This window comes from Spirosoma flavus (assembly GCF_054778555.1).
On record NZ_BAAGZL010000001.1, the window covers coordinates 2241514 to 2261038 of the forward strand.

The 19525-nt window shown below is 51.2% G+C and carries 15 protein-coding genes; 11 read left to right on the plus strand and 4 right to left on the minus strand.

The features are described from left to right. Positions 1-204: 204 nt before the first annotated feature. The 7 genes from ACYVF1_RS08725 to ACYVF1_RS08755 all read left to right on the plus strand — a co-directional run bounded on the left by ACYVF1_RS08725 (position 205) and on the right by ACYVF1_RS08755 (position 9084). Positions 205-1836, plus strand: a complete 1632-nt coding sequence (locus tag ACYVF1_RS08725; RefSeq protein WP_461077628.1) for a S8/S53 family peptidase — start codon at positions 205-207, stop codon at positions 1834-1836. Positions 1837-1840: 4 nt separating this feature from the next. Beyond that, complete coding sequence (locus tag ACYVF1_RS08730) at positions 1841-1966, plus strand: hypothetical protein (protein WP_461077630.1); 126 nt, start codon at positions 1841-1843, stop codon at positions 1964-1966. A gap of 43 nt (positions 1967-2009) precedes the next feature. Further along, positions 2010-3014 (plus strand): trypsin-like serine peptidase, encoded by a 1005-nt coding sequence (locus tag ACYVF1_RS08735; RefSeq protein ID WP_461077632.1) that lies wholly within the window; start codon positions 2010-2012, stop codon positions 3012-3014. Positions 3015-3046: 32 nt separating this feature from the next. Further along, positions 3047-4285 carry an SIR2 family protein gene (locus tag ACYVF1_RS08740; RefSeq protein ID WP_461077634.1) on the plus strand — a complete coding sequence of 413 codons (1239 nt, stop codon included), beginning with the start codon at positions 3047-3049 and terminating at the stop codon, positions 4283-4285. Continuing rightward, the gene (locus tag ACYVF1_RS08745) at positions 4282-7389 is read left to right on the plus strand and encodes a WD40 repeat domain-containing protein (protein ID WP_461077636.1); all 3108 of its coding nucleotides are present in this window, start codon (positions 4282-4284) and stop codon (positions 7387-7389) included. Before ACYVF1_RS08740 ends, ACYVF1_RS08745 begins: the two co-directional genes overlap by 4 nt. Before the next feature lie 92 nt (positions 7390-7481). Then, positions 7482-8435 (plus strand): DNA/RNA non-specific endonuclease, encoded by a 954-nt coding sequence (locus tag ACYVF1_RS08750; protein ID WP_461077638.1) that lies wholly within the window; start codon positions 7482-7484, stop codon positions 8433-8435. An 88-nt stretch (positions 8436-8523) separates the two neighbouring features. After that, positions 8524-9084, plus strand: coding sequence for a hypothetical protein (locus ACYVF1_RS08755; protein ID WP_461077640.1), 561 nt, complete (start codon positions 8524-8526; stop codon positions 9082-9084). A 17-nt stretch (positions 9085-9101) separates the two neighbouring features. On the opposite strand, the gene ACYVF1_RS08760 is transcribed toward ACYVF1_RS08755, so the two are convergent. Next, complete coding sequence (locus ACYVF1_RS08760) at positions 9102-10253, minus strand: amine oxidase (RefSeq protein ID WP_461077642.1); 1152 nt, start codon at positions 10251-10253, stop codon at positions 9102-9104. Positions 10254-10534: 281 nt separating this feature from the next. On the opposite strand from ACYVF1_RS08760, the gene ACYVF1_RS08765 reads away from it, so the two are divergent. The 4 genes from ACYVF1_RS08765 to ACYVF1_RS08780 all read left to right on the plus strand — a co-directional run bounded on the left by ACYVF1_RS08765 (position 10535) and on the right by ACYVF1_RS08780 (position 15130). Continuing rightward, positions 10535-11716 carry a glycosyltransferase gene (locus tag ACYVF1_RS08765; RefSeq protein WP_461077644.1) on the plus strand — a complete coding sequence of 394 codons (1182 nt, stop codon included), beginning with the start codon at positions 10535-10537 and terminating at the stop codon, positions 11714-11716. A gap of 344 nt (positions 11717-12060) precedes the next feature. After that, positions 12061-13377: a sensor histidine kinase gene (locus tag ACYVF1_RS08770; protein ID WP_461077646.1), complete on the plus strand. Its 1317-nt coding sequence runs from the start codon at positions 12061-12063 to the stop codon at positions 13375-13377. A gap of 207 nt (positions 13378-13584) precedes the next feature. Further along, positions 13585-14331 carry a ferritin-like domain-containing protein gene (locus tag ACYVF1_RS08775; RefSeq protein WP_461077648.1) on the plus strand — a complete coding sequence of 249 codons (747 nt, stop codon included), beginning with the start codon at positions 13585-13587 and terminating at the stop codon, positions 14329-14331. Between the two features lie 13 nt (positions 14332-14344). After that, positions 14345-15130 (plus strand): ferritin-like domain-containing protein, encoded by a 786-nt coding sequence (locus tag ACYVF1_RS08780; RefSeq protein ID WP_461077650.1) that lies wholly within the window; start codon positions 14345-14347, stop codon positions 15128-15130. A gap of 116 nt (positions 15131-15246) precedes the next feature. On the opposite strand, the gene ACYVF1_RS08785 is transcribed toward ACYVF1_RS08780, so the two are convergent. The 3 genes from ACYVF1_RS08785 to ACYVF1_RS08795 are packed head-to-tail and all read right to left on the minus strand — an operon-like array spanning position 15247 to position 19468. After that, positions 15247-16485: a glycoside hydrolase family 130 protein gene (locus tag ACYVF1_RS08785; protein ID WP_461077652.1), complete on the minus strand. Its 1239-nt coding sequence runs from the start codon at positions 16483-16485 to the stop codon at positions 15247-15249. Then, positions 16404-17159, minus strand: coding sequence for an SDR family oxidoreductase (locus tag ACYVF1_RS08790; RefSeq protein ID WP_461077654.1), 756 nt, complete (start codon positions 17157-17159; stop codon positions 16404-16406). The genes ACYVF1_RS08785 and ACYVF1_RS08790 overlap by 82 nt, the downstream gene beginning before the upstream one ends. A gap of 29 nt (positions 17160-17188) precedes the next feature. Further along, positions 17189-19468: a hypothetical protein gene (locus tag ACYVF1_RS08795; protein ID WP_461077656.1), complete on the minus strand. Its 2280-nt coding sequence runs from the start codon at positions 19466-19468 to the stop codon at positions 17189-17191. Between the last annotated feature and the right edge of the window lie 57 nt (positions 19469-19525).

Here is a 19525-nt window from a genome sequence, read left to right on the forward strand (position 1 = left end):
CATGTACGCATACCCCATCAGTATGACAAAAATCATGTAGCCCTGATTCTCGTTCATCCAAGGGCCATTCTGATGCTTATAAAGCTAGGTAATAGTGTGTTTTTGACCGGTTTATGGAAACCTTAACCTTTCACTCAATGATTCGCCTAATCTGCTTAAAAACCCTATATCTTTTGACATCATATCCAAACCTACCTTCCTGCTATGAATTACTACGTCGACGGCCTGATCGTGTCTGGCGATCCGACTGCGTTATTGGCCGAAGCTACGCTCGAAACAACAGCCAACCCTGAATCGCTGATGACAGATACGGACTGGGATAAGGCCCACCGTGCCCGACGGCTTCCCAATGTTACGTTTGCTGAACCTGATGCCGATAACGTGTATGTGTTTGACAACCCGGCTTACAACGCCGAGCTACTCAATCTCGAATCCGACGACGCTGAAGGTGAAGTTTGCCGCCAGAACAACGACTACGACAATTTCTGGTCGTTCCCGCAGCAGAACGGATACCCCCACAAACAAATCTGGCACCTCGGCACCGATTATGGCCAGCTGAAAGCCGCCCGCGATAGTATTCCTTACGTACCGGGGCGCGTTGTGCGTATCGCCCATCTGGATACCGGCTACGACCCCGACCACGCTACGTTTCCTGATAGCCTTATTCGCCACGATCTTGAACGGAATTTTATTGACGACGAAGACCCCACGAGTGCTGTCGACATACGCTCCGACGGTTTTGGGCAAATGCCCGGACATGGCACCGGTACGTTAAGTATTCTGGCGGGAAAGCATATCAAAATCGATGATTACGGATTCGATGATTCCATCGGATTGGCGAACCAGATCCAGATTGTACCGATACGTATCGCCAAGAGTGTCGTGCTGTTTCGGTCGCGGAATTTTGTGCAGGCGCTCGACTACGTCATTTCACTTTACGATAACCCCGAGACGCGTTGCCACGTAGTAACCATGAGTATGGGCGGACTGGCTTCCCGCGCCTGGGCCGACGTAGTAAACCGGGCCTACGAAAAAGGTATCTTCTTAGTATCAGCGGCTGGCAACAACTTCGGACGATTGTCGCCCCGAACACTGGTTTACCCAGCCCGTTTTGGGCGGGTGGTGGCTGCCTGTGGTGTTACGTTCGACGGCTCGCCTTACTACCATCCGAATGCCCCACTGAAGGTCATGCAGGGTAATTTTGGTCCGCGCCGGCACATGAATTCGGCCATTGCGGCTTTCACGCCCAACATACCTTGGGCCAAAATCGGCTGCGGCAACGTAGTGAGTTTGGCGGGTGCCGGTACGTCGTCGGCGACGCCACAGGTGGCTGCTGCGGCTGCGCTCTACTGCCTGCGTTACCACGACGAACTGGCCGCCATGCCCCACGGCTGGCAACGCGTAGAAGCCATTCGTCACGCCTTGTTTACGTCGGCCCGACCTGTTATCGCTCCTGGTTTCGACGACGACGTAACGCTTTATTTTGGCACTGGCGTATTGAGAGCTGCTGACGCGCTGGAGGTGATTCCTAACGTAACACACCTGCAACAGACGCCCGCCGATACCGTGTCGTTTCCGTTGCTACGTCTGCTGGTGGGCTACGTAACGCTGGAGGTGATTCCAATGCCTGACGATGAGGAAGAACGGAAGATGTTCGAAACTGAAATTCAGCAGCTTATTCAGCAATCGGCACGCTTGCAGCAACTGCTCGATAACGAAGAAAAACAACCCGATGAACTGAGCCACGACGAGCAGCGAGAATTTCTGAACACTATTTTGGCAATGCCCGAAGTCTCTGAACGGCTGAAGAATTTTATCCGCTCCGTAAATCCGTAACCTGATGACACCTTTCCGCGCCCCTGCCCAATCGTTCAGTGAGGCTTACGAAGCTGCCCGGTTGATTGAAACGCTGGATAATTACGTAGTAGCCGATCGAATTGACAACGTAGCACCAGAGGGGAAATAGCGTTGAACAACCCGATCTTTTACACACCTAAATCTCCCTGCCAATGAACTGGAACAATGATCTCACTACGTTGAATTACCGACTGGCCGAACTGTATCCGACGACAAATAGTGCCACCGCCGTAGCTAAAAAAGCTGATTTTAAAACCATTCAGATTGATTTCGACGGAAACTCGGCCGTGCGCTGGTTCAACATTCTCGATTATGCCACCAAAGCCAACGACTGGAGCCGGGTTATTCGATTGCTGGAAGTTGTTACGTCGCCCGACGAGCTCGGTTCTGACGATGACGTGATAAAGGGTATTCTCGACAATTTTCGAACGGGGCAGTTTTCCATTGCCGCTCCAAAACCCATTGCACCCAATCCCGACAAAGCCGACGAAGAAAAGGGGCTGGAGAAACTGATGGGACCAAAGAGTAATCTGATGCCCATCAGCTTTCTGGAGTTGGGACTGCTACGTGCCCGCGCCGTGGTACGTATCGTAACACCGCGTGGCCTGGGCAGCGGTTTTATGATTCCCAACGGATTGGTGGTCACGAATAACCACGTAATCGGCAGTATGGATGCCGCACGGCAGGCCAAAGTGCAGTTCAATTTCCAGAAAACGCTGGACGGCCTCGACGAACCATTTGAAGAGTTTCCGCTCGACCCCGATACGTTCTTTGTGACCAGCACTGACAAACCTGCTACTACGTCCTTCGACTACACCGTCGTGAAAGTGAAAGGCGACGTATCGAAGTTTGGTACGCTCCCGCTGGGCAGTACGCCCATTGCCAAAAACGATTTTGTCAATATCATACAGCACCCGGCGGGCGGCCCCAAACAGATTGCGCTGTATAACAACGTAGTGACGGGCGTTGACAATTCGGTGGTGCAGTATCTGACCGATACGTTGCCCGGTTCGTCAGGATCGCCGGTATTTAACTCGGTCTGGGAAGTGGTGGCCCTGCACCATGCGGGTGGTAATCTGGTCGATCCGGAGTCGAAAAAGACCGTATTCCGGAACGAAGGTATTCCGATTCAGCGCGTTCGTGAAGCCATTCCGTAGCCTGTTTACGGGTTCATAAAAAAGCCAATGCCATGCCACTGACCCTGCGTGAACGGTTTAGTTTGAAAGTCTCGCTGGCGAATCGCTACGATCAGCCGGGCGATGTAAAACGTATTGCCAAAGCATCGGGTATCGGCAATCTGATCAATATAAGTCTGGACGGTACGGCACTTGACCGCTGGGAGGCCATTATTCAGGCCGCCGAAGTACAGAACCGACTGGTGGGACTGGTGCAGACCGTACTCAACGAGAATGCCGATGATACCGACTGTCGGGCTTGGCTCGATGAATTGACCAACGGAGTGCCTACCCGGGTTCAGAAACTGGCCCGATCCATTGCCGATGGGCAGTGTGTGCTGTTTCTGGGACCGGGAACGCTGCTTTGCAACGTACAAAATCCGTTTACACCCGAAGATGAGTCGCTGAAACTGACCGTTTTTAGTCATGCCTTTGCGCGCTCGCTGGCGAAGGAGTTATACGATAATAACGTCTATTACGACAGTCGGGCGGAGACAAACCTGGCTTACATTGCCCAGCGGTATAACGACCTCCGACTGCCAGGAACAGACAAATTTGTGCGCGATATCATTGGGATTCAGGGTAAACTGGCGCAGTCGTTTTACAAGAGCAGCGAGCCTAACACGCGTCTGCACGAGCTGGTGGCTAAACTGCCATTCAGGGTCGTTATCAATACCAATCCCGACGGCGAACTCGCTGCCGTTCTCAATGAACAGCCTTTACCGGCCCCAAATAATCCCGGCAAAAGTATACCGCGTTGTGTTCATCGCTATTACAACATAACCAATGCCGATGGGATGGCTCGCAGCAATCCGAACCCGCTCGAACCGGGTCAGACCCTGCTGTATAATATCTTTGGCTGGTTTGAGGATCGGCCATCTATGATTCTGACCGAGAGTCAGTTGCTTGATTTTACCAATCGGGTACTAAACAAAGATCCCGCCCTTGACCCGCAGGTGATTAATGAATTCACCGTAACCGATGCCAACCCAAAATCGTACCTGTTTCTGGGGTTTGATTTCGATCAGTGGTACGTGAAAATCATGTTTCAGACGGTACTGAAGCTCATCAAACAGAAAGATCGGGCGTTCTCGATATTTCCGAAGGGGGTTGCCTATAACCAGTTTAACCGGGAATTCTTCGAGGAAGAATTTAAGTGCTATTTCATCGATGAAGACCTGACCAAAACCAATCCCGACGGATTTCTGGAGCAACTGATTATTGCTTATACCGAGCTGGTTCCTGCGCCATGAACAACACCTCCGCACTCCGCGACCGCTATCCGGGTCTGAACTCGTTTCGTGCTGAAGAAGAAACTATTTTCTTCGGGCGTCAGCGCGAAACCTCCGAACTGCTCCAGATGGTGCGGGCCGAGCAGGCGGTGGTGCTGTTTTCGAAGTCGGGACTGGGCAAAAGCTCGCTGCTGAATGCGGGGCTGGTTCCCGCTATGAGGCTGCTGAACTTCCATCCGATCCGGGTGCGGTTTCAGCAGGAAAAAGCAACTACCGGCGATACGTCCGTACCAACTACGCCCGTTGCGGTTATGTTGAACAGTTTAAACGGCGAGTTTCAGGAAGCCTACACCCGACTTGGGCAGACTCCTCCGCAACCCACCATATTGTTCGACGCCAATTTGCCCCGGCTGTGGGAACAGATCAAGGCCCGCCCATTTCCGAATAATCAGGTGCCGGTCTTTCTGTTTGATCAGTTCGAGGAGTTTTTCGCTTACCCGCAGGAGCAGCAGAAAGATTTTGCCTCGCAACTGGCCGAACTGCTGCACGATCAGGCGCCCGCGCGGGTCATCAACTGGCTGCTCGATCTGGACAACCGCACGCCGGAAACCATCGCCTGGAGCCAGCAGCCGCCTATCAAATGCGTATTTGCCATCCGCGCCGACCGGCTGGCCGACATGCACAGTCTGAAACTCTACATCTCGCTCATTCTGCGCAATCGGTACGAACTGTCGCCGTTGCAGCAGGAAGCCGCCCGCGATGCGATGAGTCGGCCCGCTGGTCTGCCGCAGCCCACGGGCCCGTTTGCCACGCCCTCGTTTACGTATCACCCGCCGACGCTGGAGATGATTCTGGACGAACTGAGCAATGAAGATTGCGAAATTGAAGGGGCACAGCTTCAGATTGTGTGTCAGTACGTTGAAGATCGACTCAAAGAAGAATTTCGGGACGTAGTAGATCAACAGGTGGTTTCGGGACGGCGCGAGGTGATGCGTATTCTGGATAAGTTTTACCGGACGCAACTGCACAGTATCGGCGACGTAGCCGACATTGAAGCCGCCAGCAACGTACTGGAGAATGAACTGGTGGAGGGCGGTCGGCGCGTAGGGTTGTCGGAACCAAAGATGATGCGGCTGCTCGGCACTACGTTCACCGACGATCACAAACGTGAGATAATACGTCACTTGCAGGACGCCCGGCTCATTCGTTCCGAAACCACGCACCTCGGCGCTACGTATGAGCTGACGCACGATACGCTTATCGACCCCGTCAGTAAAGCCCGTCGTGTTCGCGAAGCTTGGCAGAAACGACGTACCGACCGCGAAGACGTGCAGCGAAAAGACCGCGCGTTGAAGGAGCAGGCCGAAAAACTTCGGCAGGAAACCGAAGCCAAAGAGCGGGCGTTACGTGCCGAAGCGATTGCGTACAAGGCCAAAGAGGAAGCCGAAAAGCTCGAAAAAGAGAAAGATGCGCAATTGCAGGAAAAATTGAAGTTGCAGGTTGAGCGCGAACAGCTGTTGGACGAAGCACAACGTGGCCAGGATCGGTACAAGCGCCTGACGTACTTATTTTTGCTGATCTCGCTCGGGGTATTGGCTCTGCTGGTGTACGGTCTTCAGCAACGTATTGAGAATCAACGTATCCTGAAAAGCCTGATTAAGCTGAGAGCCGTGCCGGAATATGAGCAGGGCCGTCACGCAATCGCTTACCGATTATGGGAAACCATCGACAACACCGAAGAGTACCGGTTTGCGCCCTACGCGGGAAAAGATGTACAGATCGATACCAATCAGCACTACGTAGCGTCGTTGTCGCCAGATGAAACGCTCTCTGTGTGGAAACGCCGGGTGAACGCTCCCGATTCGCTGGTGTATCAGACCCGAGCTGCGTTGTTTTTGTTGGCCGGATCGTCGCTGGGGGTGTACCGTAGTGATACGTCCCAGCCGGGGTATATGTTCCAGATAATCAACCTTAAAACCGGTAAAAACGCGTTGTTGTATGATCTGCCCGTTCGGAATACGTTGTCGGCAAAGTTTTCGGGCGATGGCCGCTACGTTATCATCACGGATCGTTACAGCCAGCCGCACTTGTTCGCCCTGGCGGGCCAGCCTCAGGATGAGGTATGCGTTTTTAACGAAACGCTCATGGCTGCGCCCCGTAGTACGTTGTCGTCTCCGAATACGATGGCTACGTTTAGTCCACAGAATCACTACGTTATTGTTAATGGCGACGGACGTAGCTGGGTATTTGATTTACTACGTTCGACGCTGGTAACAAGCCTGAAACAGCTGGCCAGTTTTAAATTTTCTGACGATGATAAACAGCTGTCACTGCTGACCGAAACCGGGCACGTATCGTTGCTGGATTTACAGACCGGCAACCAGCGGCCGGTTGGCGTTATACCCGAAGTTTTTGAGTATGCTGGCCCGGTTCTATTTGCCCCAAACGGGAAGTACCTGCTGATAGGTACTACGTATAGGCAGTCCGACAGTATAGCCACTCAGCAAATAAACTTATTTGACCTGCAACGAGGTATCCGCCAGCTTTCGGTGAAAAATGTGGATGAGTTCTGGCCATTTGAATCGGTAGGGCAGCTTATCTACACCAGCAGACAGAACCCCAATCAGCCGGTCAGATATGCGCTGCCAAACAAACGGCTCGACGGGTTTCCTGCTACGTTCAAGGTGGTTAAATCGGGTCATACGCACGTATTGCTACGTATCGGCAACCAGCCCGAACTGCGCGATCTGCGTCTGAATACCCCTTTTGTAGGCGCGCTGCCTGACCTGACGAAAAACCCTAGCCTGGCCTTTTACGCCCCCGATGGACGCACAGATACGCACCTCATTGCGCTTTACACCGATTATGTGCAGATCATCGATTTAGCGACTGGACAAGAAGAACAGATTAAACGTAGTAACCGACCATTCGGCGCTGTTACGTTGGCGGGCAATCTGCTCCGAGTCCGGCTCGGCGACCGTCATCTCGACCCCGATCAGCGGCAAAATCGGCAATACTGGGCTTTTTTTATCAACAACAAACAAAATCAGCCTGACTATCTCCGGCGCTACGTATACCCCGAACTGACTGCTCAGCAACGTAACACATTTGGCTTGCCGAAATGAGTGATGACTATACTTCTGCTTAACAGCTTATTATTGGACACTCATCGCTCGTCTTTCCTTAAATCCTGTTTGAAAATGTAAGACAGACTCCTATGCCAACCATCAACTTTCTCGGTTATTCGGATCAATTTCTGGGTGCGGGACGTACAGTGCCGCTGCCCAAACTATCGCCTACGCAATTGGCTGATCTTGCGCCCGTTAAAGGCACCAGCGACAACATTGCCCACTATGCCAACTACAGCGTAGCCGTCAGTCGCTCGCGGGGATTTCCGTTTTTCGCGGCTTCGAACATCGACGGTACGTTGTTTAAAAGCATTGGCCGAAATGGGAGCTGGCGCAAGGATACCCGCATCAATGCCGAACACCAATGGGGCACCGAACTTTATGGCGCTGCCAAAAGCGATTTTGATAAAGGGCACATGACCAAACGCGAAGACGTGCAGTGGGGCGCCGATAATGCCATTGCCAACGAGGCTGGCCGGTCAACGTTTTTCTACACGAACGCGGTGCCGCAACACGCCCGACTGAATCAGCGCATCTGGAAAAAACTCGAAGATTATATTCTGCACGACGAGAGCGTTGACGATCAGCTACGTATCATGGTTTTCACTGGTCCCGTACTGAGCGATACCGACCCGGAATTCGTAACGCCTGTGCGCAATCAGACTGTACGGATACCGGTGCTGTTCTGGAAAGTGGTCGTATTCGCCAAATCCGACGGTACGCTTAGCCGGGTGGGCTTTCTGATGGGTCAGCGCACACTGCTCGAAAGTAATCAGATTGTCAGGGTTGACATTCTCGAAGAACTTGAGAATGAGGATAATCTTTTTCTACAGTTTGAGAAAGCCGATACATATCAGGTGAACGTATCGGTTATCGAGTCGCTTACGGGCCTAACCATGCCGGTTGCCAAAGACATTTATCAGGATGATCGGCCCACCAAGCTTGTGATACAGAAAGTGGACGTAACGCAGGAAATGTTTCCTATGGATATTCCCAGGCAGGCCGCAACGTTTGGGTTTGTGATTGAAGGGTTGGTATTATAGACTCAGGCTTAGCTGAAGGGTATGGCCGCTGCCTTATTTTTTGGCTGATTTCGCAGGCTGATACGTGGAAAACGGTGTTTTCAGGGGCATGCAGAACGATGAGACAAAGAACATGGCTTACTTTAGTCACCGTTCGTTTCCTGATGAAACTACGGCTCAGGAAGCGTTCGGGCGATCGATGGACAAATTGTTTCGGGTTAATGACTGGTCGGCATTATCGCATTTTGCGTCTGATTTTAAACTGCATAACCAGGCTGGCGAACCCAAAGCAGACGGTTATCCAGAAGTAGGCGATTTTATTCAGATTAAATTGCCCGGCCCAGTTCCCGAAAATTGGGTGCACGTTATTCATCGGACTATTGAAGAAAATCTTGCGTCGTTTACCGTGCGGCCCAGCCGTAATCCGCAGGAGTCTAAATCTGGCGAGATCATGCATTTTTTTCACGAGTTTGCCCAAAGCACCTTTCAGGTGGAACGCCTTGGAAATACCCTCACAGCCGCAGAGATCGGCTCGAATGAGGCCATTAATAATGAGGGCCCCGAGGCCGGAAATCGTGCTATAATCAACACGGTAATTGCCGAAGTGGGCTGGTTATTTTACCAAAAGTTGCAATGGAAACTGTTAACCGATTATCTGGTAGATGTTTAGAAGATAATCGGTAATTGTTATCTAAGTTTCTGCTGCACAGCTGATAACGCTTCGGCGTATGGCTCATTGAGGACTCGGCGGGGCGGCTGAACGCTTAAGTCGGCATCCCAAAGACCGGCATGGTGCCAACGATCAAGATGATCCCAGTCGGGCCGGTCGATGATCGGGTACAGACAAACGCCCCACAAAGGGACACCCGCCTGCCTGACAATTTCGCATTCCTGCCCGATCATGGAAATCCACTGAGGGCGGTGCTCGCCAGGGTGGCTGGTTTCGGTGATGGCTATGGGTTTCTGATACCGTCGATACGCTTTCATCATAAGCTTGTGGAGCGGAATCCAGCGCGGATCGGGTATGGGGTCTCCCCAGGGCAGAAAGTCAAAAAAATCAAGTACCCACTGATTGTTATAATAATAATTACAGCCTAGTATATCCAGGTAATCGGGAGAACCGCCCAATTCGGGAGCAATATTGCCAACGAGAATATCGACGGCCTGAAACTGATTTTCATCGGCGATGGCGGCATCGACAATCTGTTGGTTAGTGGCCGAAAGGGGCGGCACAATCTGAACCAGCGGTTCGGTCGTCAGAATCCGAATGGTTGGATCCAGTTCACGCATGGCCGCTACTCCTTCAATGTAAGCGCGCATCAGCCCCAGTTTCACCTCCCATCCTTGTCGGGTGCAATAGGGCGTGGTTCCCCGGGCATCGCCACCCAGCCAGGAAATAAAACTCACTTCGTTGATGGGCGTCACAATTAATGGCTCATCAGGATAAAGATCCCGATAGAACTGTACAAAGGCCCGGCACATTGCCGAAAAACGGCGGGCAAACATCGGATGTAAGGGCGACAGGTCGTCAGGATAGCCAAAATGACATAAATCCCAAAGCTGCTGAATGCCGTTGCGATGCCCAGCGGTAATGAGTTGCTTCACCGTGCTCCAGTCATACTGATAGGCTCGTTTTTCGACCTGGCTCCAGCGGATGCCTTCACGCACAGTACGAATATGAAACGGGGAAAGCTGCTGGTAATCGGCTTCTGCTACGTCGAGATGGCCCGTTGTCGTAAGCATATCGACCCGGTTACCAAAACAATTAAGCTGATCGGTGCATTCAAAGCCTGCCCACCAGAACGATTGAAAAGGATTGGTTGGTACTGATAAATCCATAAACGCAAAGGCGCATGCTGACCGTCATTGACTGACCAGACAGCATTGCCCAATATATGTCTATATCCGTAAAGCGTGCCGCTAAAGGAATTGTTTAGGGATTAGCTGCGCATTCGCAAATGGACCACCTGCTAACAATTTAGCAGCGCATCGGGTCTTCGAAAGAGCTACGAATCAACTCACCTAACAAACATATGCGTACACCGTTGATTGCTTGCTGACCCATTTGTAATGGGCATTACGTCACTCATTTTACGATTTACTAAATTTTATAGCCAATTATGACCCTGCCCGCTTTATCGATAGGACAGTCTGCTCAGACTCACTTAGGCGCTTCACATACGATACGTTCATCGAGTGAGGGCGTAACCGATCTGATTTGTTTTTCCCACCTACGCTGGAATTTTGTTTTTCAGCGGCCCCAGCACTTGCTCAGCCGGGCCAGCAAACAGTGGCGCATCTGGTTTATAGAGGAACCCATTTATGGCGATAGCGAACGGCTCGAAATTCGGTCGATTAATGAGCAATTGACGGTTGTTGTGCCCCATATTCTGCATAACAGCAGTGCTGATGCCGTTTTTTCCCAGCAGCGAAATGCGATTGATCAGGTTCTGGAGCAATACCAGATTCAACGATTTATTTCCTGGTATTATACGCCGATGGCTATGCCCTTTACCAGGCATCTGAACCCCCAACTGGTAGTTTATGATTGCATGGACGAACTCTCTGCGTTTTTGGGGGCTCCGGCGAATCTACTGGAGCAGGAAAAGCTACTGCTCGAACGGGCCGATCTGTTATTTACGGGTGGTCTGAGTTTATATGATGCTAAAAAGAACCGGCATCCGGCCGTGTTTGCCTTTCCCAGCAGCATCGACTTCGGCCATTTCGAAGCGGCCCGGCACGCGTTGCCAGAACCCGCCGACTTGGCGCCGATTCCAGGTCCCCGAATCGGTTTTTGTGGGGTCATTGACGAACGGCTGGATATAAATCTGTTGCGAACGTTGGCTACTCGGCGTCCTGAATGGCAGTTTGTGCTGGTGGGGCCCATTGTTAAAATTGATCCGGCTTCGCTACCGCAGGGGCCTAATCTTCATTATTTAGGAGCCAAGTCATATTCAGAACTTCCAGCCTATTTCAGTCATTGGCAGGTGGCTATGATGCCGTTTGCCATTAATGAAGCTACCCGATTTATTAGTCCAACCAAAACACCTGAATACCTGGCTGCGGGGCTGCCCGTTGTATCTACACCCATACGCGATGTGATACACACCTATGGAGGATGGTCGCCGGTACTTATCGCTGATTCGGCGGACACGGTTGAACAAGCTATCGTCAAGGCACTTTCTCATCAGGTAGATAACTGGCCTGTTGTTGATGATTATCTGCGGACCAACTCATGGGATGCTACGTGGACTAAAATGAATAATCTGATACAAACGCAGCTAAAACCGGTTTTTCAATAACCGTAGAGCAGTTGACAGTCAGATAAGATTTTATCAGCAGGTCACCCTCCCTAAAATAGCTTATTAATACGTTGGCTCGTACGGAAAAACGGCAGAATAACCTATTTACTGACAACGTATCGCTGTCGCCTGAGTTTTAACCGGGTAACAGCGATACGTTTGTTTATCCACAATACACGTTACGTCGGGTATCGCCCGCATACTGCGTCAACAACAAGCCCAGGATTCAGTTTAATCTACATTCCTAAGCAACTGGATCTGCTGTCAACGGGCCATCTCCGACGGTATATTAAGCAGATGCATTGTTAAACTATCTCCTTGAACGAAAGTGAAATCGTGCTACCATGGCTAAGCATTCAACTGAACACCAACAGGCACTCAGCGAACTAGTTAACTATTTATTTAACCGGCGGGAAACCGTGTTGAGCAACTGGCGAACCGCGTGTGGAACAGACCCTGACCTGAAGAAAATTTCGGTGCTCAGCCGGGAAGAATTTAATAACCTGATGCCCATCATTCTGGAGGCACTCGAGCAGCGCTTGTTGGGAAAACAACCCGATCCGAACCCAATAGTTGCCGCCCAGTCGCATGGGCTACAGCGTTGGCAGAAGTCGCTCGAGTTACCCGGCCTGGCCAAAGAATACAGTCATTTGTCCGTTATCTTATTTGAAGAACTGAGTCTGTTTCGCCAATTATTTCCTAAGGTAGATCCGGATGTGATTCTATTCGCGCAAAAACAGATTCTGCTGCTGATCAATGAAACCATTATCGGCAGTATTACCAAACACGACGAGCTGCAACGGTTGGAAGCGGCTAATCGGGCCGTCCGGCTGGAGCAGGCTTTACAGAAAATGGAGGAGCTTGCCCGTCAGCGTGGCGATGTTTTGCGCAAATCTTCCCACGATCTACGTAGCGGTCTGGGTATAAGCATGGGGGCCGCCTATCTGCTTCAGACGGAGGATTTAAGCCCCGAAGAACGGCAGCAGTACGTCGATATGCTTAACCGCAACCTGACCAACCTAGGATCACTGCTGACAGGCTTGATGGACCTGGCGCGGCTAGAAGCAGGTCAGGAACCGCTTCAGCTTGAAGAATTTGATGCGGCCCAATTGCTAACCGATTTAGTGGCAAGTGCTCAGCCAACAGCGGCTGAACGAAATCTTATTTTACGTGCCGATGGGATAGCTTCCCTGCCTGTAAAAACAGACCGGATTAAACTTTACCGAATTGCCCAGAATTTGCTGGTAAACGCGCTGAAATATACGCCCGCCCAAGCCGACCGCACAGGTATGATATCGGTAAGCTGGTCGACGGAAAATGAGCATCGGTGGGGGTTCAGCGTTCAGGATTCAGGTCCTGGCTTACCTAAAGGACTAATGGAACTGTTTCATAAACAACTCAAGCCCATGGTTGAAGGCGTAAGTGTGCTGTCTCCCGACGAAAGTCAGCCTGTTGCTCCCCTGCCCAATCAGGATCATAAAGTACCTGACGACCTGCCGATGGAAGAACCGTCGACGTTAAGTCAGGAAAAAGGAGAGGGGGTGGGTTTGCAGATCGTAAAACGGCTTTGTGAGCTGATGGGGGCTAGTATGGAGATTGAAAGTATTGCCGGACGAGGCACCCTATTCCGCATCCGAATGCCAATTCGCCCTGTTTTATAACCGGTCCGTTTCGTACACTAGTATTGAAAAAAATAGCCATGAAATAGACAGGTGATACGTTGATATAGACCGGCATGACCCATTTCCTCATTATGTTGCTCTATTAGTTGTTTTCTGTTGAGTTTGATTAACAAAGTCTTCTCTGGCTTGTAATGCCTTAGATTCTTCCGATGGTCGGAAGAGATTTTATTAACATTTAGTAACTCAATGGAAAAACTACAACACGATCCGACTGACCAAAAGCAAGGGCTGACGGACTCTGATTTCGCGACCTTCGGTCGGCGAAATTTCCTGCTCTATCTCGGAACATCGGCGGCGGCTGGTGTAGCATTAAGTGCCTGTCAATCTGAACTTGTTGACCCTACGACCCGGGGTGCCGGTCGTCCAGGCGAAACGATTGATTTGGGCGATATTGGCTACAACGACACCACCGTACTGAATTTCGCCTACACGCTGGAGCAACTGGAGTCTGCCTTCTACACCCAGGTCATGCTGACGCCTTACGCTGGCATGAACGGCTACGAACGGCAAATGCTGATGGAAATGCGGGATCATGAAATCAACCACCGCGAACTCTACCGGACACTGCTGGGTAGCGCTGCCATCCCCAACATCACGCCTAATTTCAGCATGGTCAACTTCAACAACCGGACCTCTGTGCTGCTAACTGCCCGTACGTTCGAAGCGATTGGTACGTCGGCGTATAATGGTTCAGGTAAGTTGCTCAAAGACCCCGAAAATCTGGCCCTGGCTGGCAAAATCGTCTCGATGGAAGCCCGTCACGTAGCCATCCTGAGCGAAATGCTTAGCCCTATGACGGCTTATTTTGCTGGTAACGATATTGTCAGCAAAGATACAGGCCTGGGTGAGGCACGTACGCCCGAAGAAGTGCTGGCCCTGGCAAGACCCTATATCTACGAAACCATTAACGGCAAAACCGCTCGGCAAGCCTAAACTTCTGACAAACATGAATTTACAAAACATACTCAATGAAATTGAAAAAGTGGACGCAGACGTATACGAACGTATTGACCACGTATCGCGTCGCCACGTATTTCATAATTTTCTGAAAAAAGCCGCTGCCGGGATTGCTCCCGTAGCTTTTGGCGCCCTTGTAAATAAGGCATATGCACAAGGTAATTCAACCGTTGTTGATGTGCTCAACTTTGCCTTGACACTCGAATATCTTGAAGCAGAATTTTACAACAAAGCACTCGGTTCCAGCGCCTTAATTATGGGCATGGAAGGCCAGCAGACGTTCCAGCAAATTGCTTTGCACGAAAACGACCACGTAATGGTCTTGAAACAAGCGCTGGGGGGAGCCGCCATTTCGAAGCCCAATTTTGACTTTACCGCCAAAGGGGCATTTCCGGACGTATTTTCGAATTATGCTACGTTCCTGAAAGTATCGCAGGCTTTTGAAGACACGGGCGTTCGGGCCTATAAAGGACAGGCTCCCCGCCTGATGCCGTTCCCGGAAGTGTTGACAACGGCGTTACGTATCCACTCGGTAGAAGCGCTGCATGCCGCCAAAGTGCGTTACCTGAACGGAGCGCGGGGCTGGATAACGAGAAATAGCCCTGGCACACCGGGTGTTCCGTCAGCTATTTATGCCGGCGACGAAAATACGATCCAGAAAGGTGTCGATACGTCTCAGTTGGGCGGTGTTGGCGTCGATCGGGCCACGGAATCATACGACGAGCCTCTAACCAAAGAAGCAGTGCTGGCTATTGCAGCTCCTTTCCTGGCGTAAAGGCCTGATGCTGCCTTTGGAATTTGTAGAGTTATAAAGCTGTAGGGTTATAAAGTTGCAGAGTTCCTGGCGCGTTAGCCGACTCTACAACTCTATAACCCTACAGCTTTATAACTCTATAACTTTACAACCTCCCCACCGATACTAAACTGTTCTTTCGGAATATGCGTAACCCGACAGGCCAGATCCGCTTCGCCCGAAACCACTACGTAGTAATCTCCACCGTCGGCGATGCCCGTCGTAAAAACAACATCGGTTAAATAAAGCTGATCGATGATGGGCTCCGTCAGCGCTGGATTGGCTTCGAGAATGGGCGTAGTATCTTCAAGCTGAAGAATCTGGCTGGGATCTTTGGCATCCAGCAACGCCCAGAATGTGCGATAAATACCCACTACGCCCCGTAATTCAACGCCGTGATACAGCATCAACCAGCCCTGATCCGTCAGAATGGGTTGCGTACCTCCACCCAGCTTCATCGTCGCGGCCGATCCTTTCCGCGCTCTGATAAATGATTTGTCATGCGGTTTCCAGTGCAGACCATCGGGCGAGGAGGCCAAATTTATCGACGGACCCGGATAGTACGTATCACCCGGACGAGCCGCAAAATACAGATCGCCCAGCGGCCGGGTCAGGGCGAAAATTTTCCCATCGATTCGCCCTTCAAACAAAACCATATCCTTATTCTGATGATCCAGAATAATACCCTGTAGGGTGTAATTCAGTCCATCGGTGGAGGTGTATAACGTAGTAGAGTGCCGCTCCGAACTAACCGAGCAGGTTGTCATGTAATACGTTCCGTCGATGCGCGTAATACGGGCATCTTCAACCCCATATTCCTGATACGTTTGCTGAGGTGAAATGCTTTTGTCGTAATGAATCTGGACAATTTCTGTCCCGTCAGGCGTCAGCTCAACCGGAAGCAGCCACGAAAGCGACGTCAGGGCCATCACCCGATAGGGGTAATTCAGTAACTGAAACTTGCGCGGGTCAGCCGCATTTACGCTGTTGAGGTCATACTCATCGAGCACGTAGCCCGCCACCGCATCCCAACGTATCGCGTGAATCAGCGCACCAATTATAGGTTGCCGCAGCGCTTCCGCGATACGTATCATGATCAGCAAATTGCCGTTGGGTAAACGGGTCAGACCGGGATTAAAGGCGCCTAGTACGAACGTATCGACCTGTAAATTTTCCCGCAGAGGTGATAACGTCAGGTCAACGTCGGTAGGGGAGAAGATGAGTTTATCGAGCGGAAAAGCCATGCGTTGGTACGTTAAATGAGTTGCAGATGCGGGCGTATCTGGACCGATACTACGTCGCAACGTAGCGGTTGGGTCAGAATGTAATGCACACAAACGGCAATGTCTTCGGCACGCAGCATTTCACCGGTTTCCTGTTTCTGTCGTTCTTCTGCCGACGTAGTACTTTGCATGTCAGACCCAACGGCGCCCGGCTCAACCAGACTCACTTTAATGCCCGTTTCATTGACTTCTTTCCGCAGACTTTCGGCAAATCCCTGAATGGCCGATTTTGTTGCTACGTACACCGAGCTGCCGGGTTCGCGCACGTCGGCGCTCATCGAGCCAACCAGCACAATGTGCCCTTTTTTTTGAGGCTCCATACGGGTCAGCGCTTCCTTTGTGGTGGCCAGATAACCAACCAGATTCGTTTCGATAACGTAGCGCCAGTCGGCGTCGGCCATGTCACGGATTGATTCACCGCCTAAAGCCGCGCAATTGATGAGCACATCGAGGCCGCCCATTTTTTCGTCGACTTGTTGAAAAAGGCGTTGAACATCTTCTGCCTTAGCCACGTCGGCCAGCAGGCCATCGATTTGCCCGCCCGCTTCACGAACAGCCGCCAGCGTTTCATCCAGCGGTTGCTGGTTTCGTCCGAACGTAATGAGCCGGGCACCATACGAACCCAGCAAAACGGCGATAGCCCGGCCAATACCCGTTGTTCCTCCGGTCAATAAAATACGTTTGTTGGCTAGTGTTTCTACAGAGGTATGCGCGGTTGATTGTTTCATAACGTTGTGTGTTGTTGAGATTTACGGGTTTATTTCTGCTGTTTTACCCATTCGATACGTAGCCGCATAGCTCCGGATACCTCAAATTCCTGGTAATTGTGCGTTGATTCGAGCGGTTTAAGTGGACGGCTGTCGGCTTTGTCTTCATCAACGATACGTACCGCCGGAAGGTCGTTGCTCTGTGCGATTACCCGAACCCGGCAAACCTGACTGGCCGTACCGCCTAACCGGATTATTACGTAGCCCTGCTTTTTATCTACTATCTGATATTCAGCCTGAGAAATAGGATAATCAGAAAAAATAATGACGGGTACGTTAGCCAGGCGCTTGTAACAATACGTGGTCAGGGTGTAGGCTAGCGCTCCTCCGTAAACTTCCTGGCCAACTGTGCCCGCCTGCTGCCAGCCCGTCGGCAAATCTTCAAGCGGAATGGGTAATTTAGGTTCGATACGTCCTTCGCGGGGTTCCTGGCTTATCATTTCCGGCTTTAGCTCGCTGGGGTAATAATAGCGCCCGCGATACAGCAGGTATTTGATGTATTCGGAAAAGAATAAGCGAACAGAATCGGGCACGTCGCGGTCAACTTCCTTGAGGTAACTCAACATTGTCGCCAGAATTTCCGCTTCTTCATACGCGGCCAGGTAAGGTGCGTCTTTCAGCGGAGCTACGCCCATGAATGTGTTACGTTCGTTTCCGAAGCCGAACCGGCAATCCCATATCCAGAACCGGGCAACTACGTTGGCGATACTCTGGCGGCTCAGGTCGAAATACAGGCGATTGCCCGTCGTTTTCCACAGCTTGGCCAGCGTCAACGCACTCATAATCGTGATATTGGTCTGATATAAAAGCTCAAACCCTTTGCCGCGCAACCGTTCGGCCGAACTGGCGGCTTCCTGTAAGTAACGCGGCTCTTGGCTTAATTCGTAGGCCTGCACCATCACGTGCGTGTATAAACCGGCCACATCCAGTTCGCCACCTTCGCCTTCCTGCGTTTCAGCTTTTATAACCTCCAGCGTTTTGACATTATAAAAGACCGGCCAGTTATACGAAAATTCATGCGCTGCTCGTATCACATACTCCAGCGACCGGAAAAAGAGATCTTTAGCTTCTCTGTTGCCTTTGGCAGCCAGCCGCCCCAGATTCATGAGCGTATGGAGCAGGTACCAGGAATCAATTTTTGTTGGATCCTGCTCTTCATTTCGGTTTTCTTCTTTAAAAACGCCCCCTGGTAACCAACGCATGATGGTTTCCTGCTTTTCGTCGAAAAAGGTGGGTAGGTTTTTCAGCAGCGATTCGCCCAGAGGAAGCGGCTTGTCGAGCCATTTCTGGTATTCCCAGAGCGGTATCAAAATCGCCAGCTGCACCATGCTTTCGGGCGGTTTCTGGGTGGCATCGACGTAAGCATTGAGGTAATACTGTTTATTAATTATACGGCCGCAATGCGGAGAACTCGTCAGGGCGTCAACGGTACGTTCGGCAAGTGCCGGCCAGTTGAAATACGTAGTATCGGGTTTGGGTAATTGCGGATAAATAGCGGCCAACGCATCCAAAAACAGGTCGCTCGCTTCAAATTCACTGGCCGGAATCGATGGTACTACGTAGATAAATGCATCGGAAAGAGTAATGTCCTTTCCGGCAGGCAGTGGGTTTTCAGAAGTAGGCAGCGCGAAACCGGCTTCGGGCCACTGTGCCGCTACTGTTCCGGCGGGTTCTGTCTGCGTAGCCTGGCAATAGTCACTTAAGGCGGTAAGGTTTTGCAGATAGAAAACTGAGCTTTGAATGGGCTGCACAATCGACAGAAACGCCAGCCCGGAGGTGGGGCCGCTTTGAGTAACATACACCATTCCCTCGGTTTTGGCGGAACTGAAACTGGAATCCAGAAAATACAGATCGCGGGGAAACGATTGAACAATAAACGGTTGATCCGCAGTTAGTGAGGTTGTATAACGTAGCAAATTTTCATTACTGGCAGGAAACGTAACGGCTACATGAAACGTACCGAGGCCACCTTCAAGCTCATACTCGATGGATGTTTTGGTTTTTCGTTTCTGCTTGCAACTTCGTAAGCCCTGCGGATCGAAGCAGGTCCGAATAGCGATCTGCCCGGCCCGACCCGTTGGCAACAGCAGCCAGAATGAATTTGACGTCAGGCAGCAACGTAGGTCTGTTTCTTTCCCTGACTGACGAATACCCGGGTACTGAGTGGCTTGTTTAAACTGTTCTTCGAGTCCGGCAACCCACTGCGATTGTTTATCAGGTTCAGCAAAAGATTGCCAGTATTCCGGTTTGTTGTAGGGTTTCTTGCTCATCTTTCTTACGTCATAATGCGCTGAATGGTAACAGTATAGCTAAAACTAACCTTCAGG

Coding starts and splice junctions, on each gene's coding strand:
- ACYVF1_RS08780 (WP_461077650.1), top strand. CDS start 14,345: ATGAATTTACAAAACATACTCAATGAAATTGAAAAAGTGGACGCAGAC.
- ACYVF1_RS08740 (WP_461077634.1), top strand. CDS start 3,047: ATGCCACTGACCCTGCGTGAACGGTTTAGTTTGAAAGTCTCGCTGGCG.
- ACYVF1_RS08745 (WP_461077636.1), top strand. CDS start 4,282: ATGAACAACACCTCCGCACTCCGCGACCGCTATCCGGGTCTGAACTCG.
- ACYVF1_RS08735 (WP_461077632.1), top strand. CDS start 2,010: ATGAACTGGAACAATGATCTCACTACGTTGAATTACCGACTGGCCGAA.
- ACYVF1_RS08795 (WP_461077656.1), bottom strand. CDS start 19,468: ATGAGCAAGAAACCCTACAACAAACCGGAATACTGGCAATCTTTTGCT.
- ACYVF1_RS08730 (WP_461077630.1), top strand. CDS start 1,841: ATGACACCTTTCCGCGCCCCTGCCCAATCGTTCAGTGAGGCTTACGAA.
- ACYVF1_RS08760 (WP_461077642.1), bottom strand. CDS start 10,253: ATGGATTTATCAGTACCAACCAATCCTTTTCAATCGTTCTGGTGGGCA.
- ACYVF1_RS08725 (WP_461077628.1), top strand. CDS start 205: ATGAATTACTACGTCGACGGCCTGATCGTGTCTGGCGATCCGACTGCG.
- ACYVF1_RS08765 (WP_461077644.1), top strand. CDS start 10,535: ATGACCCTGCCCGCTTTATCGATAGGACAGTCTGCTCAGACTCACTTA.
- ACYVF1_RS08770 (WP_461077646.1), top strand. CDS start 12,061: ATGGCTAAGCATTCAACTGAACACCAACAGGCACTCAGCGAACTAGTT.
- ACYVF1_RS08755 (WP_461077640.1), top strand. CDS start 8,524: ATGCAGAACGATGAGACAAAGAACATGGCTTACTTTAGTCACCGTTCG.
- ACYVF1_RS08775 (WP_461077648.1), top strand. CDS start 13,585: ATGGAAAAACTACAACACGATCCGACTGACCAAAAGCAAGGGCTGACG.
- ACYVF1_RS08790 (WP_461077654.1), bottom strand. CDS start 17,159: ATGAAACAATCAACCGCGCATACCTCTGTAGAAACACTAGCCAACAAA.
- ACYVF1_RS08750 (WP_461077638.1), top strand. CDS start 7,482: ATGCCAACCATCAACTTTCTCGGTTATTCGGATCAATTTCTGGGTGCG.